A 13,590-nucleotide genomic window follows, 5' to 3' on the forward strand; every position below is an offset into this window, starting at 1 on the left:
GAGCCCGCTGCCGTCATCGCATGGTCAGCTTGGAGACGATGCCATCAGGCCATCGCCAACCAAGCCCACAAGCGTAAGGCGCAACTGTAATGCTAACCCGTCCACCGAGCCGGGGCAACTCCCACCGGCGGGTCCCCCCAGTCGGTGGGGACAGAATGGCGGAGTCCCTGACGGAGGGCACGACAACGGAGCTTTCCCGTTCCGCACCCTCGATCGAAGGGAGGCACGCCCTCCGTTGGAGGTGGGAACTCTTGGAAGGCTCCCGAGTTGGGCTTTGTTGCGATGCAACATTGTCCTGCAAGTGTGACGCACCGACAGGTTGGGAGGATGCGATGACCATCACGCAATTGCTTCAAAACAGTCCCGCTAAGGCAAACGAGCTGTTCGCCAAACTGTCCGACACCTCCAGCGGCGCGGTGAAAACCCGCGAGAAGCTGCTGTCTGAGTTGAAGGAAGAGTTGGAAGTTCAAGCGCGTCTGGAAGAGCAGCATCTCTTTCCAGTCCTAAAGAAACACAAAGAAACCAAGGACTTGGTGGCGGACGCAATCAACGACAACAAGCAGGTCCGCGCGCTGCTGACCGACCTGGAGCGTACGCCCAAGGACGATGAGGGCTTCGCTCAAAAGGTTACGGCACTGAAGAAGGTCTTTCAGCAGCACGTTCGAGACGAACGTAAGGAGTTGTTGCCGGCCGTGCGAAACGCGCTGAGCGAGGAAGAGGCGAAGGCGGTCACCGAGAAGCTGGAGGCCGGTCGGGCCAGGATCGAAGAAGCCAAGCGCGACGAAGCCGAAGAACGTCGCGCCGCCGCACGCCGCGAACGCGAGGAGGCGGAGCGCGTGGAGGCTGAAGCGGAGGCCGAAAGGCAACGCATCCGTGAAGCGAGTGCCGCGCTGACGCGCCCAGCGGAGGCGATGACGGAAGGCAGCGTGCAGGCGCTGACGACCAGCGGGACGATGGCGCGGGCCGGAGCCGAGGCCGCTACGGAAGCTTCGCGCCAAGCGGCGGGCCTCATCGGCCAAGCGGCCCAACAGACGACCTCAACCATGGCTCGCACGGCCAGAAGCTACGCCGATGCGGCGCTGCCGTCTCGCGGCGCCATCCAGACCATGGCCGCCCTGCCGATGGCGACCGCCGATGCCACCCGTGAAGTGGTTGATGCCTGGATGGACTGGATGAACAAGTCTGTTGAAACGAGCAAACGGGCGTCTCAGGCCTTCGCGCATAGCATCACCCCGATGCAGATCGCCGAGGTGCAGAGCCGATATGTGCAGGAGAACATGCAGGCCATGATGGAAGTGGGCGAGCGGTTGAGCCAGATCGCCATGCGAGCCATGCAAGGCATGACGCGCAACGCTCATGACGCTGGGGAGCGGGCACAAGAAAAGGGTAACGGTCTGCGCTCACGGCGATAGGCGCGCAGACTATCACGGCGGCTTTCCAACGGGGGCGAGCCGCCGTGTAAGGCAAAGCTGTTTGGCGAGACGGCTCACGGTATCCCAAATTTGAAGCGGGGCTCAGCGTCTCGCTATTCCCCCATCCACTACGGGCCGGAACTGGATCACTTTCGCCATCACCCCCGGTCCGCCGTGCGGCACGAAGAACCGGGTGGCACCGGAGATCATCTCCTGGATGACCCCCACCTTCTTCATATCCTGATAATAGTCCCCCACGATGGTCCCTTCATTTCGATGCGTGCCTCGCCGGAGACCTTGGCCCGCACCACCCGCCAGCCGTTGGCGAGTTGGAGGTCATGCCCGGCCAGCACCGTCTCGATGGCCTCCTTCGGTGGTGCCGTAGTCGAACAGCAGGTCGGGGCAGGTGGCGAGCACCACCTCGACGTTGGCGGTGTCGCCGCGCCCGGTCAGCCTCCCGAGTTCCGGTAACGTCGCGTAGCGCTTCGGCATGAAGGCCGCCTCGGCCTTGGAGTTCGCCCGTGGCCAGCCGAGCATCATGTCGAGCGCCAGGGTGTAGAGCAGGATGGCGGCGGGCGGGCCGGCGGCGAACACGCGGCCCACCCGCTCCGGCACCGCCACGACGCGTCCGACGTCGTCTCACATCTCGCGCGCTGTGGCCGGCGCCGCGGACAGCGTGGCGAGGACGACGAGCAGGCAGACCCATGGACGCATCCAGCGCACCCAAGCCCCGACCTTCTCCATGCGTCCTCCGATCACAGTCATGTCTTCAGCGATAAGCGACGGAGCTGCGCCGCGTCATGGCTTTGCGAAGCCGTAGCGCTCGAGCACCGCCTGGCCGGCCGGCGCGAGGATATATTCGGCGAACGCCTCCCCGCGCGCCGCGTCCGCCACCTTGACAACGGTGAGCCCGTACTCGGCCCCGACAGCCAACTCCGCCGGCACCGCCACGATCCTCAACGCCGGCACTTCCGCCGCCGCGAGGCGGGCGTTGGTGCAGTATGTGAGGAACAGATCGGCCTGCCGCTGCTCCATGACCCAGGCGTACGGGTTGCGGCCCTCCGGCGGCTTGGCCGAATCCGGCCCACCGGTGAGCTTGAGCGCCTTGCCGTCGAGCGTGGTCAGGCTGCCCGGCCGCACGGCGTCGGCCTTGCGGAACAACTCCCAGGAGTAGTCACCGGCGGGGTCGGCCTTCGGTGTCGACGTGCCGACGCGCACCTTCGTGTCGAGCAGGCGCTCCAGCAGCGTCGCCGGGGTCACGTTCATGTCGGGCTGGGCCAACGCGCAGAGCTGGTTGCGGGCGAATAGGCGCACCGGGCCGGACTTGCCGGCCATGCTGAGCGCTCTGGGATGCTCCATGTTGGCCGAGGCGAAGACGTCACCGGGCTCCCCCTTCTCCAGCCGCTCCTTAAGCAGGCCGGACGGGCCGAAGGTGGCCTCGACCGGGACGCCTTTGGCAGCCTGGTACTCCTTCGCCAGTTCGGTGAAGGCAGCCTTCAGGCTGCCGGCGGCGTAGAGCTTCACGGCGTCCGCGGCGGCGGCATCGCCACCGAACAGCACGCCGAGGGCGACGGCGGCCACCGCGCCCCTCCGCTTCGTCCGATGCTCCATGATCGTCCCCCCTTAGGCGCCGGGCTCGTTGGCGTTGGGGAAGAACAGCGGCTCGCCACCGATCTTGTAGGACGCGATGGCGCCCTGGCCCTCCGGCGAGCGCAACCAGTCGATGAACGACTGCCCCTCGGTCTTCTTAACGTGCGGGAACTTCGCCGGGTTCACCAGCATGACGCCGTACTGGTTGAACAGGCGCTTGTCGCCCTCGGCGACGACCTCGAGATCGCCGCGGTTCTTGAAGCTTAGCCACGTGCCGCGGTCGGCCAGCGTGTAGGCATTCATCGCAGCAGCAGCGTTCAACGTCGGCCCCATCCCTTGACCCAGCGCCTTGTACCAGTCGCCCGACTTCGGCTCGACGCCGGCGGCTTTCCACAGGCCGAGTTCGGTCTTGTTGGTGCCGCTGTCGTCACCGCGCGAGGCGAAGGGAGCCTTGGTCTCGGCAAGCTTCTTCAAGGCCGCGGTGATGTCCTTGCCGCCCTTCACACCAGCCGGGTCGGCCTTCGGACCGATCAAGGCGAAATCGTTGTACATGACGGGGAAGCGCTGCACCCCGAAGCCCTCGGCGACAAACGCCTCCTCCGACGGTTTGTGGTGGACGAACAGCACGTCGGCGTCGCCGCGCTTGGCCTGGTCGATAGCCTGCCCGGTGCCCTTGACGACGACCCGCACCTCGGTTCCGGTCTTCGCCTTGAACAGCGGCAGGATGTGCTTGAACAGCCCCGAGTCCTCGGTCGAGGTGGTCGAGGCGACGGTGATGAACCGGTCCTCGGCATCTGCCGGTGCCGCAGTCGTCATGACGGCCGCAAGAATGGCGACCGTCGCCAGAATCGATCGGCGGGATAGCAGGGACATGACGGCGAATTCCTCCCAGGTGTTATGACAATTTCACCATAACGGGGATCCCATCGCGCCCAAAGCGATCATTCGCACGTCGCGCCTATGCGGAGGCCGCGGCGCAAGCCATGAGATAGCCGATCGGCCTCAACGTTCCAGCCGGACCATGGCCTGCGCTCGCGCTACCTCACTTCCCAATGATCACGTCCGAGGCCTTGATGATCGCGACGACATCGTCCCCCGTCGAGAAAGCGAGATCCTCGATGGTTTCGGTCGTCACGGTCGAGGTGATGATCATGCCGTTGCCCACGTCGATCTTCACCTTCGACGACACCAGCCCTTTTTCGATACCGGCCACTTTGCCTTTGAGCTGATTGCGTGCGCTTAGTTTCATGTCCCCCCTCCCTCGGAAGCGCGAACGTTGGGTCATGAGGTCGTTCGGGATGGAGAGCGATCAAGGGCGCCAAGCCCGTCCACTGGACGATGGTGGCTCTTGGCGACAGGCGGCCATCCTCATCGGGCGAAGCCCTTCAACAGCTGAACCGGACGATAGGACTGTATTGCTTGTAGCTCTCTCCTGCTACCAGCTTCGCCCGTTTCGACGGGCATCGAGTTGCAGCGGAGCTTTGGTCGCTCCTCATCCCGCGGGGATAGTCATGCCGGTGGACGACCGGCCCGCTGCATTCAGTTCTGCCCGCTTCGGCGGGCGCCGAGTTGCGGCGGAGGGACGGTCGGTGACTCCAGACACCGGCCCTGGCGGATTGGACACCCGCCCCGCCGCAAACCTACCCCTCGACGGGGGACAGTGCTGATGGTCTGAAGGTAGCCGCCACAGAGAGGGTGGCGGTGAAGGTCGGGCCGGAGCTGAGCCCCCGGCTTTCCCGAGTGCTGCCGCGCTGGGCACCGGAGGAGGCGGATTACAGCGCGGGAGGCGGGGCGGCGCCGATAGCCGGACGAGCGTCCGACACCGCCCATAGCTGCCTTGGCTGAATGGCGAGGCAGCGGGCTTCCGACCCGCATAAGGTGGGTTCGATTCCCCCAGGCCGCTCCATTGCGTGGTCATCTGCGCAAACTGTCTCTGGCTGTCTTGTATGGTGTGCGTTAGAGACTTGGGTCGATGACCGCAAATCGGAGGTCTTGTGCCGTCGCGTCCAGGACGAGGATGCTGTCTCCGCCTCCGAGAGCGATGTGCACGCTTCCTCCCAACTCGATGACGTGCTCCGCCCGCCATGCCACCGTACCGATGTCCTGCTCGAATCCCTTCAGAATGATGACGTCCAGCAGCGGGTCGAAGGCGGTCAGCACATCAGCGCCGCTGCCTGGGGCAAAGAAGAACTGGTCGCTTTCGCCGTCCCGCTCGGCAAGCAGCACATCATCGCCAACGCCGCCATCCACGATGTCGCGCCCAGCACCCGACACGAGGACATCCCGCCCGGACATGCCATAAAGGCGATCGGCGCCTTCCGCCCCGTCGATGAAATCTGCGCCGGCCCCGCCGTTTAGCCGGTCGTCCCCGGCACCGGCCAAGATGCGATCATCACCACCCAATCCATGAATCCGGTCCGCACCATCTCCGCCTAGCAACGTGTCGTTGCCTTCAGATCCTCGGTGGATACCGTCCGGTGCTGCGATGACACCGAGCAGCTTGGCCGTGTGATCCCAATAGTCGTTTGCTATTCCAGGGGGAAGCTCCGCGAGTACGATGGTGCCGTCCGTCGTGCCGTCGGACAGGAAGAATCGATCGGTCTTGGCGGCGTAATCACGATCGAACCCCAGCATGTGGCCATCAAGATCCCCGAGGAGCTTGTCGCCGAAGGCTCCCCCCGACGTGTTATGCACCTTGTGTGTGCCTTCGGGCGTGCCATCGGTCACCCACAGAGCAGCCGGATCGGCTCCGCTCTGATCCGTCAGGAAGAAGGCCCGGTCACCGGCAATCTCAATGTCCTGGTACATCCAATCATTCTGATGGAGCTCGGCGGTCCCGCCAGGTATTCCATCGCTCGCCAGCAGGCGTTGCGAGCCCGACCAATAGCTTTCGTCCAAGAAGAGAAGGCGATCTCCATCATCGCCGGGCGGTCCCTTATCGAGCCATCCGAGCGGGTTGGCGAGTTCCTGGCTCGGCAGAAAGCTCACCTTGCCAGTAGCCTCTTCCAAAATACCAATCAGCGAGGCAGAACCTTGTTCCACCCGGTAGGTATCCAGGTCGGTCGTGAACACCACATGGCCGTTGCGCACGCCGGCGATCCGCTCAAGGTCCCAACCCTGCATAGTCAGGTCGCCAAGGTAGCGCGTGCCCTCGGGCGTGCCATCGGTGATCCAGAATGTTGAATGACGGACGGCGGTAGGCCATTCCATGCTCCCGGTCCAGTCGATGACATTTGTGACTGACACCACAAGCCCCTCAGGCGAGGGGGAATAGCGGACGGCCCCGCTGTCGGGGATGAGGTTCGCAAAGGCCGTCGCGGTGCCGTTGGGATTGACGAAGGTAAGCTTGGAAGGCCAGGACGCCGCCCCCTCGTGAAAGGCAACCCCACCGTCATTCATGCTGACCAGTGTGATGCCGTAGGACCAGGAGGGGAGCGGCGTCATCTCATGGAAGAGGACAGTTCCGGCGGCGGTGCCATCGGAGCTCCAGATCCCATCCTGAGTGTCACCGTCTGCGTGCAGGTAGATCCGGCCGTGTGCAGCGGTCAACGCCGATGGGGAAGACCCATGTATCCCCTGCATGACGTCGGCAACCATTCGGGCCCCCCCCGCGGTTCCGTCGCTTACCCACAGCTCACGGCCGTGAATCCCGTCATCCGCAGTGAAGAACAGTCGGTCGCCGACCACAGTCAGATCGTCCGGGGCGCCTGATGCGGCGCCGGCCGCGGCGTCGAACATCCGGGTCCCGCTGCTGGTGCCATCCGTGACCCAGAGTTCGCGTCCGTGCAGGCCGTCGTCGGCGGTGAAGAATATCTTACCGCCGGCGACGACGGCGTCTTGAGGGGCGCTCCCCTCCTCGCCGGATCTGATGTCGGCAATAAGGCGCGTTCCCGACGGCGTGCCGTCGGTGACCCAAAGTTCAGCGCCTGTGTTTTGCATTGTGGCTGTGAAAACAGCGATCTTCGTTAGTGACATGCCCCCTCCAATCGGATGAAGCATTGACCAAAAAATCGCGCATCGCAGAATGACAATTTTAGGATGAGCGGAATCCAAGCGTATTCAGAATATTTTATTATCACTATCTTGATAATTTTATACTGCATATGGGGATTGATGTTATTTGCTTCCATTGAAAACACAGAAGCGTGTAATGGTATGAAGATACTCTGGTCATGCCACTCGTCATCTTAAATGATGGATCCAAGTATCGCATCGCCGAGCTATATTAGGGCGCTTCTGCAAACCGGTGGCGGGTTGTGGATGCATTGGCCTGGAAGGCCCATTAGCGGTTGAGCGCCACTGTTAGCCTACGGGCTTTCCTTAAAATTCAGTATGCGCAAGTAGGCCATTATTACACCTACCAAAGCGAGAAAATCTGCTGAATCCTAGCGGGGATAGATGGTAGCTACGGCGAGGGGAGGAATGGGCAACTCATCAGTTGAAAGCGTCAGGTGGATGCTGTGCCTCGGGGTCCTGGCCGCCTTGCAGGGGATGGCTGGCTATGCGGTAGCAGCGAGTCAAAGTCAGTCTTTCACGTTTGAGAACTACAAGGGGCAAGACAACGATACAGCAAAGAAGCTTGCAGGAAGCGAGCTATCAAGCCGCTTTCCAACCGGATCAAAGCTTGATGATGCAATTAAAATCCTAAATGAAGCTGGCGCAGAATGCCGAATTTTAGAAAAGTATCCGGATTTTATATATTGTACCTATGAACATGCTGATGCTGGTTTGAGAGGTATGTTTGTAACGGTCGAGTGGAAGGTGCTCGTTTATTTCGATAAGGCGACCAGCACGACGACGCGCATAGAGGTCAACCGAGGACTCACCGGGCTGTGACCCGATTGCTCCTCATAAGGTTCTGTTGCAAAGTCTGGCCTGGGATGATCGCGCCTCCGGTTCAGCAACTTCAGACGGCAACACCGAACCGGCTGGCGATGAAGGTCGCCTGGGCGGGCATATCGTTGGCGGGAATGGCGGCGACCTGCCCCTTGCGCACCATCGCCAGGATCTCGTAGCCAGCGATCGTCCGGCGCGCGGTGTGGAAGCCCTTGAACCCGAGCCCCGGCCGCACCAAGCGTTATGCGGCGGTGATCCTGTTCAACGATGTTGTTCAGGTACTTGACTTGGCGCAGCTTGGTGAACTGCCAGAGCTCGCCGCTCTTCTTCATCGCCTTGGTCGCGTTCGGATACGCGGCGTTCTTGTCCACGGTCACGGTGCGCGGGTTCACCGTGTGCGCCTGCTTCAGCGCCTTGCGGAAGAAGCGCCGGGCGGCGGCGGCATCGCGCTTGGCGCTGAGCAGGAAGTCGATGGTCTGCCCGCGCGCATCGACGGCGCGGTACAGGTACATCCACCGGCCCTTCACCTTCACGTACGTCTCGTCCACCCGCCAGGAGCCGGCCGTCGTGCGCAGGTGCGGCCGGAGGCGCTTGTCCAGCTCCGGCGCATAGGCCTGGATCCAGCGGTAGAGGGTGGTGTGATCGACCGTTACGCCGCGGTCGGCCAGCATCCGTTCCAAATCCCGGTAGCTGATCGGAAATTGCAGGTACCAGCGCACCGCCCACAAGATCACCGCCGCCGTGAACTGCCGGCCCTTGAACGGGCTCTTCCCGCTGCGCATCACCGTCTCACCCCAGCCGCCGAAAGCAGCCGGGTTTTACCCGATCTCCGCCCGCCGGCAAACTTTGCAACGGAACCACATCGATCCCGCCCTTTAAATCGCCGACCACCAGGCGCAACCGGTCGTCGGCATGGAACATCCAGAAGATGCTGCCGGGAATGCAGCCGAGCGTCCGTTTTGCGGCGAGATCCTTGAGCACCGCGTTGTTGGGCATCGCCTCCGCCAGCAGACGCTTCAGGCGGGGCGTTCCCGTCCTCCAGCGTCTTCAATTCCCCGCCAGAACCGCCAGACAGGCTGCGGGTGGTTCGGGAATGGCCTTGGGTGGCCGGGGCCCCGGCGGCTCCTTCGGTGGCTCGAACCAGCTCAGAAGCTCCTGGCCGCAACCGTCGCCCGGCGGAATGGGGGCTTGCGGGATGCAGGCCAACGATCCGGCTGGGCAGTTCATCCGCACATGGAAGTGCGAGTCGTGCCCGCCCCAGGGGCGCACGGCGTTGAGCCAGGAGCGGTCGCCCTGCTCGCTCTGGCACAGCGCCAGCTTGATCGCCGGGTTTACGAACACCCGCGCGACCTTCGGGCTCGTCGCCGCCAGTTGCAGAAGGCGGGCCTGACGGGGGCCGAACCGCTCCGGCAGAACGCGCTGGGTCTGCCGGTTCACCATGGTCGGAAAGTCCGTCCGCTCCCGCGCGTCGCGCGCGAGCGGCGGCTGGTCGAGATCGAACCACACATCCACATCGAGGCCGATCTGATGACTGGCGTGCCCGCTTTCCATGCGGCCGCCATACCGCTTGGAGAGGTCGCCGATGGCCAGCCGCCCGAGCCGCTCCGCCTGCGCCCGGCGGGCGAGGTCCTGGACGAAGGCGATGGCGTCGGGATGACCGTGGTTCCGGTTCCGTGACAGATTGACCGCCTGGTAGCCGGGCCCCTCGGGAGGCAGCGTCTGCGCGCCGCGGATGCAGCCGTTGGCGTAACCGCCGATCGGCTGCGCCAAGGAGGACGGGACCGGCAGCGGCAAGGCCGCCTTGCCGAAATCCGTTGGAATGGCTCCGAAAGCCGAGGGTGCCGACCGGAGGACCGAATCGGCCGCGGACGCGTCACCGGTGAACCAGACGCCGCAACAGATCATCGCCACAGCGAAAGACCATCGTCGAGCCATGACCAGCCTGGACCCCTTCAACGTTGACCAGGTTCGACCTTAGCACGCCGCCCGCGGTCTGGGCGTTGCATCGGTTGGGCGACGCCGGCCGCCATCAAAGGCCATGCTGGTCAAGCATCAGCTGCCCATCGCGCGCCACATCGTCACCATGGTCGAACAGGTTGCGCCAGGACGCCACGCCCGCGGTGATGTCCGGGTGGGACACGGCGGAGGAGAAGGCTTCGACACCGATCAGCCCCTGATAGCCGGCCGCCTTCAACCGGCGCAGCATCGGGGCGAAATCGATGGACCCCTCCGTCAGGCGGCCACGGTGGTTCTGGTCGATCTCGAAATAGCCGAGATAGGGCATCGCCAGTTCGAGCGCGCCCAGCAGGTCGTTCTCCTCGATGTTCATGTGGAAGGTGTCGAGATGGATGCGGACGTTGTCGGCGCCGATCAGCTTGACCATCCGAACGGCCTGTTGCGCCGTGTTGATCAGGTTGCTCTCGTAGCGGTTGACCACTTCGAGCGCCAGCAGCATTCCGTAGGACGCGGCCCGTTCGGCGACGACCCGCAGCCCGTCCGCCGCCGCCTGGAAGTTGGCGTCGCTCGGCACCCTCGACGCCTTGCCGAAGGCGCTGTAGAGGATGCCGCCCATGCGGTCCGCGCCCATGTCGCGCGCCAGGGCAAGCGCCGCGCAATGCCGCTCGATCCCGCGCCGGTGCACGTCCGGGTCGGTGCTCGAAATGTCGTTGTCGACCTGGAGCGGCGAGGTCGCGACGGGGCGGACCCCCGCCCGCTCGCACAGCGCGGCGATGGCCGCCGGTTCGATGCTGTCATGGTCACGGATCGGCACGACGAGCTGGCCATAGCCGAAGGCCGCTGCGCGCTCGGCCGCATAGGCACCGTCCTTGGTGGACCATTTCGGGATCCAGGTGTAGCTGTGGATCGACCGTCTGTTCATCTCGTTTCCTCCCGATTGCGCCCCGCGTGCGGGGTCGTTGGTTTTGCCGACGGCTGGCAAAGGGCAAGCGGCCCCCGTTCCGACCGGTGGTCCGACCGGCCTGGGTCTGCGTCCGTCAGCGATGCCCGGTTAAACCGCCCGGCGAAGGTCCCCTCGGCAGGGTCCCGGACGGGCTCTATTCGAAGAGAATGTCGTGACGCTTGAGGATGTCGTCGCGCATCGCCTCGATCATCTTCAAATGGGCCAGCAGGAGGGCTTGGGTTCCCGCGACGTCGTTCGCCATGATCGAGCGCATCAGCTTGACGTGGTCGGCGATCGCATCATCCTCATGATGGGCCTCCTGAAGTTCAAGGAAGCGCACCCGTGTCAGATGCGTCCTCACGTCGCTCAGCATCTCCAGCAGCATGGCGTTTCCCAGAACCCCGATGACGGTGTCGTGGAACGCCACGTCCAGTTCGGTGAAACCGACATAGTCCTTCTCCCGCACGACCTGTCTTTGCTGCTCGATCAGTGACAGCGCCTTGCTCTGCGCCGCGCTGTGATCGGCGGTTTTGTTCCAGATGCGCGCCACCTCGCCGAACGCCGAGACCTCCAGCGCCTCCCGGATGAACTGGGCCTCCTTCACCTTGGCCACCGACAGGTGGGACACCTGCGCCCCGCGCTGCGGCAGGATGCTCAGCAACCCTTCGTTCGCCAGCCGGGAAAAGGCCTGACGCACCGGTGTCCGGCTGACGCCGTATTCGTCGGCGACGGCGTTTTCGTAGATCATCGAGCCGGGCTGGAACGACAGCGAAATGATCCTTTTCCGCAGCTCCTTGTAGATCACGCTGTCCAGCGTGTTGCGTTCCAACACCAGCCGTTCGTTCTTCACCGTGTTCTCCCAGCCGCCGTGCAGGCGGACTTCGCCCTTTCCGATCCCAGAATCGCGATTATCGCCGGATCGGATTGGCCCACGCAAGGTCGCAGCACCGCTGAACACAGTCCGGGATGCGTGTGAAACCGAACCGATGTCTGGTGCCACCGGTCGATCACTTTGACATTATTGGTTGCACCCCCCCTCCATGACGCCACTCCCGCGCAGCGGTATCCCATCCGGATGTGGATTTGATTTGTCACCAATCAAATCGCCTTCATGATGATCCGTACCATCTTGCATCCTTGGATACAAGTGTGCAAGATAACCGAACGTTGCACGGATTGGCCCGTTCGCCATCCGCGCATCGCCTGTCCGCTCCGCACGGGCGAACAGAAAAAAACAGTGCAAGGGCAGTCTCAGGCTCCACGCTCAAAGCAACGGGCGCCCTCGACCTCCGAACTCATAAGAAATTCTAGGGAGTAGGAAGTGACCAACATGTCCAAGCGCCTTGGCGCTCTTCTCGGAGCCACCGCGCTGACGCTGATCGCCGGCATGGGGATGGCCCAGGCCCAGACGCAGAAGCACATCCTGCGCATGAACCACGTCCACAGCCCGGTCGAAGCCTATCATTCGGCGTTCCAGGAATGGGCCAAGCGCGTCGAGGAGCGGACCAACGGCGGCCTGAAGATCGAGGTCTTTCACAGCGCCCAGCTCGGCAACGAAGAGGACATCATCGAGCAGATCCGCCAGGGCGCCAACATCGGCCAGAACACCGACGCGGCGCGCCTCGGCAATTACGTCCGCGAGATCGCGGTCCTGAACGGCCCCTATTTCATCGAGACGCTCGACGAGGCCTTCGCGCTGTCGAAGCTCGACACCGTCAAGACGTGGAAGACGGAACTGGCGGACAAGCACGGTCTCCAGGTCGTCTGCTTCGACTTTGTGCAGGGCAAGCGTCATGTCTTCGCCAACAAGCCGGTCCGCAACCCGGGCGACTTGTCCGGGCTGCGCATCCGCACCCCGCCCGCCCCGATCTGGCAGGAATCGGTGCGCGCGATCGGCGCGGCCCCGACGGCGATGAGCTTCGGCGACATCTACCCCGGCCTTCAGCAGCGGGCCGTCGACGGTGCGGAGCTGACCTACGCCAACATCCGTCCGGGCAACCTCCAGGAAGTCGTTCGGAACGTCAGCGAGACCGGCCACATCCTGCTGATCAACTTCGAGGTCGTGAGCGCCTCCTGGTTCAAGAAGCTTCCCGCCGACTACCAGACCGCGCTGGTCGAGGAATGCAGCGCCGCCGGCCAGAAGGTGTCGAAGGTGCTCGCCGACGCCGCGGAAAGCGAGAAGGCCGCGCTGGTCAAGGGCGGCATGAAGGTGACCGAAAACGTCGACCTGGAGGCCTTCCGCAAGGCCGGCGACGCCGCCTACCAGGCGCTCGGCCTCACCGAGGTGCGCGCGGCCATCTACAAGGAAATGGGACGCTAAATCGTCCGAAGCCGGCGAGGCCTGCCAATGAAAACTTTCTATGACTATGTCCTGAAGCTGGAGGCGATCCTCGCCGGCTTGTTCCTGATGCTGATGGTGGGGTTGCTTCTGCTGGGCGGCGTGGCGCGGATGATGCAGCACCCGCTCAACTGGACCATCGATCTGGCGACCTGCTTCTTCGCCTGGGCGGTCTTCCTGTGCGCCGATATCGCTTGGCGCAAGGACATGCTGATGTCCCTCGATCTGGTGACCGCAAAGCTGTCCGAGCGGTACCAGCGGACCCTGCTGTTCGTGAACTACGGGCTGATCTCCCTGTTCCTCGTTTACGCCATCTACGGCGGCACCCAACTCGCCTGGGTCAGCCGGTCCCGCACCTTCAACGGGATTCCCGGCGTCAGCTATTCCTGGGTCACCGCCAGCATCGCCGTCGGGGCGGCCCTCATGCTCATCACCACGCTTCTCAAGATACGGGCCCTGATGCGGTCCGACGGCGTCCCGTGCGCCGCTGCCGCCAGCGGGGAGATCGCCTGACC

General features: G+C 63.7%; 14 protein-coding genes, 1 tRNA gene and 1 pseudogene. 5 read left to right on the forward strand and 11 right to left on the reverse strand.

The genetic code is table 11. From position 1 onward, the window contains the following. Positions 1-332: 332 nt before the first annotated feature. Positions 333-1,412, forward strand: coding sequence for a hemerythrin domain-containing protein (locus FHW79_RS24115; RefSeq protein ID WP_183181256.1), 1,080 nt, complete (start codon positions 333-335; stop codon positions 1,410-1,412). 336 nt (positions 1,413-1,748) lie between these two features. Here FHW79_RS24115 and FHW79_RS24120 read toward each other — a convergent pair whose 3' ends face one another. From FHW79_RS24120 to FHW79_RS24135, 5 genes are all read right to left on the reverse strand, one after another. Beyond that, positions 1,749-2,027 carry a hypothetical protein gene (locus tag FHW79_RS24120; protein ID WP_183181257.1) on the reverse strand — a complete coding sequence of 93 codons (279 nt, stop codon included), beginning with the start codon at positions 2,025-2,027 and terminating at the stop codon, positions 1,749-1,751. Positions 2,028-2,051: 24 nt separating this feature from the next. Further along, positions 2,052-2,177, reverse strand: a complete 126-nt coding sequence (locus FHW79_RS33340; RefSeq protein ID WP_282184023.1) for a hypothetical protein — start codon at positions 2,175-2,177, stop codon at positions 2,052-2,054. A 33-nt stretch (positions 2,178-2,210) separates the two neighbouring features. Next, positions 2,211-2,993, reverse strand: coding sequence for a molybdate ABC transporter substrate-binding protein (locus FHW79_RS24125; protein ID WP_348984261.1), 783 nt, complete (start codon positions 2,991-2,993; stop codon positions 2,211-2,213). A 42-nt stretch (positions 2,994-3,035) separates the two neighbouring features. Further along, positions 3,036-3,875 (reverse strand): substrate-binding domain-containing protein, encoded by an 840-nt coding sequence (locus FHW79_RS24130; protein ID WP_183181259.1) that lies wholly within the window; start codon positions 3,873-3,875, stop codon positions 3,036-3,038. Positions 3,876-4,044: 169 nt separating this feature from the next. Beyond that, positions 4,045-4,251 (reverse strand): TOBE domain-containing protein, encoded by a 207-nt coding sequence (locus FHW79_RS24135; RefSeq protein ID WP_183181260.1) that lies wholly within the window; start codon positions 4,249-4,251, stop codon positions 4,045-4,047. A gap of 582 nt (positions 4,252-4,833) precedes the next feature. Between FHW79_RS24135 and FHW79_RS24140 the strand changes: the two genes are divergently transcribed. Then, a tRNA-Gly gene (locus FHW79_RS24140) sits at positions 4,834-4,908 on the forward strand. Between the two features lie 50 nt (positions 4,909-4,958). Here FHW79_RS24140 and FHW79_RS24145 read toward each other — a convergent pair. Beyond that, complete coding sequence (locus tag FHW79_RS24145) at positions 4,959-6,977, reverse strand: ELWxxDGT repeat protein (protein WP_183181261.1); 2,019 nt, start codon at positions 6,975-6,977, stop codon at positions 4,959-4,961. Positions 6,978-7,424: 447 nt separating this feature from the next. On the opposite strand from FHW79_RS24145, the gene FHW79_RS24150 reads away from it, so the two are divergent. Next, positions 7,425-7,838: a hypothetical protein gene (locus FHW79_RS24150; protein WP_183181262.1), complete on the forward strand. Its 414-nt coding sequence runs from the start codon at positions 7,425-7,427 to the stop codon at positions 7,836-7,838. Between the two features lie 70 nt (positions 7,839-7,908). Here FHW79_RS24150 and FHW79_RS24155 read toward each other — a convergent pair. The 5 genes and pseudogenes from FHW79_RS24155 to FHW79_RS24175 form a co-directional block, all read right to left on the reverse strand. Next, positions 7,909-8,620 (reverse strand): annotated as a pseudogene (locus tag FHW79_RS24155) (IS6 family transposase). Between the two features lie 7 nt (positions 8,621-8,627). Next, on the reverse strand, positions 8,628-8,834 hold the full coding sequence (locus tag FHW79_RS24160) for a hypothetical protein (protein ID WP_183181263.1): 207 nt from the start codon (positions 8,832-8,834) through the stop codon (positions 8,628-8,630). 51 nt (positions 8,835-8,885) lie between these two features. Beyond that, complete coding sequence (gene mepA, locus FHW79_RS24165; RefSeq protein WP_183181264.1) at positions 8,886-9,632, reverse strand: penicillin-insensitive murein endopeptidase; 747 nt, start codon at positions 9,630-9,632, stop codon at positions 8,886-8,888. Positions 9,633-9,867: 235 nt separating this feature from the next. After that, positions 9,868-10,716 (reverse strand): sugar phosphate isomerase/epimerase family protein, encoded by an 849-nt coding sequence (locus FHW79_RS24170; RefSeq protein ID WP_183181265.1) that lies wholly within the window; start codon positions 10,714-10,716, stop codon positions 9,868-9,870. 175 nt (positions 10,717-10,891) lie between these two features. Continuing rightward, the gene (locus tag FHW79_RS24175; RefSeq protein WP_348984262.1) at positions 10,892-11,737 is read right to left on the reverse strand and encodes a GntR family transcriptional regulator; all 846 of its coding nucleotides are present in this window, start codon (positions 11,735-11,737) and stop codon (positions 10,892-10,894) included. A 330-nt stretch (positions 11,738-12,067) separates the two neighbouring features. On the opposite strand from FHW79_RS24175, the gene FHW79_RS24180 reads away from it, so the two are divergent. Both FHW79_RS24180 and FHW79_RS24185 read left to right on the forward strand, forming a co-directional pair. Continuing rightward, on the forward strand, positions 12,068-13,057 hold the full coding sequence (locus FHW79_RS24180) for a C4-dicarboxylate TRAP transporter substrate-binding protein (RefSeq protein ID WP_183181266.1): 990 nt from the start codon (positions 12,068-12,070) through the stop codon (positions 13,055-13,057). 27 nt (positions 13,058-13,084) lie between these two features. Then, entirely contained in the window at positions 13,085-13,588 is a 504-nt protein-coding gene (locus tag FHW79_RS24185; protein ID WP_183181267.1) for a TRAP transporter small permease subunit, read from the forward strand. The last annotated feature ends 2 nt before the right edge of the window (positions 13,589-13,590 follow it).

It is taken from the genome of Azospirillum sp. OGB3, from assembly GCF_014192915.1.
GTDB lineage: Bacteria > Pseudomonadota > Alphaproteobacteria > Azospirillales > Azospirillaceae > Azospirillum.

Bases quoted from the DNA above. Each gene is read 5' to 3' on its own strand.
- FHW79_RS24115 (WP_183181256.1), top strand. From the start codon at position 333: ATGACCATCACGCAATTGCTTCAAAACAGTCCCGCTAAGGCAAACGAG.
- FHW79_RS33340 (WP_282184023.1), bottom strand. From the start codon at position 2,177: ATGACTGTGATCGGAGGACGCATGGAGAAGGTCGGGGCTTGGGTGCGC.
- FHW79_RS24130 (WP_183181259.1), bottom strand. From the start codon at position 3,875: ATGTCCCTGCTATCCCGCCGATCGATTCTGGCGACGGTCGCCATTCTT.
- FHW79_RS24135 (WP_183181260.1), bottom strand. From the start codon at position 4,251: ATGAAACTAAGCGCACGCAATCAGCTCAAAGGCAAAGTGGCCGGTATC.
- FHW79_RS24145 (WP_183181261.1), bottom strand. From the start codon at position 6,977: ATGTCACTAACGAAGATCGCTGTTTTCACAGCCACAATGCAAAACACA.
- FHW79_RS24150 (WP_183181262.1), top strand. From the start codon at position 7,425: ATGGGCAACTCATCAGTTGAAAGCGTCAGGTGGATGCTGTGCCTCGGG.
- FHW79_RS24160 (WP_183181263.1), bottom strand. From the start codon at position 8,834: ATGCCCAACAACGCGGTGCTCAAGGATCTCGCCGCAAAACGGACGCTC.
- FHW79_RS24170 (WP_183181265.1), bottom strand. From the start codon at position 10,716: ATGAACAGACGGTCGATCCACAGCTACACCTGGATCCCGAAATGGTCC.
- FHW79_RS24180 (WP_183181266.1), top strand. From the start codon at position 12,068: ATGTCCAAGCGCCTTGGCGCTCTTCTCGGAGCCACCGCGCTGACGCTG.
- FHW79_RS24185 (WP_183181267.1), top strand. From the start codon at position 13,085: ATGAAAACTTTCTATGACTATGTCCTGAAGCTGGAGGCGATCCTCGCC.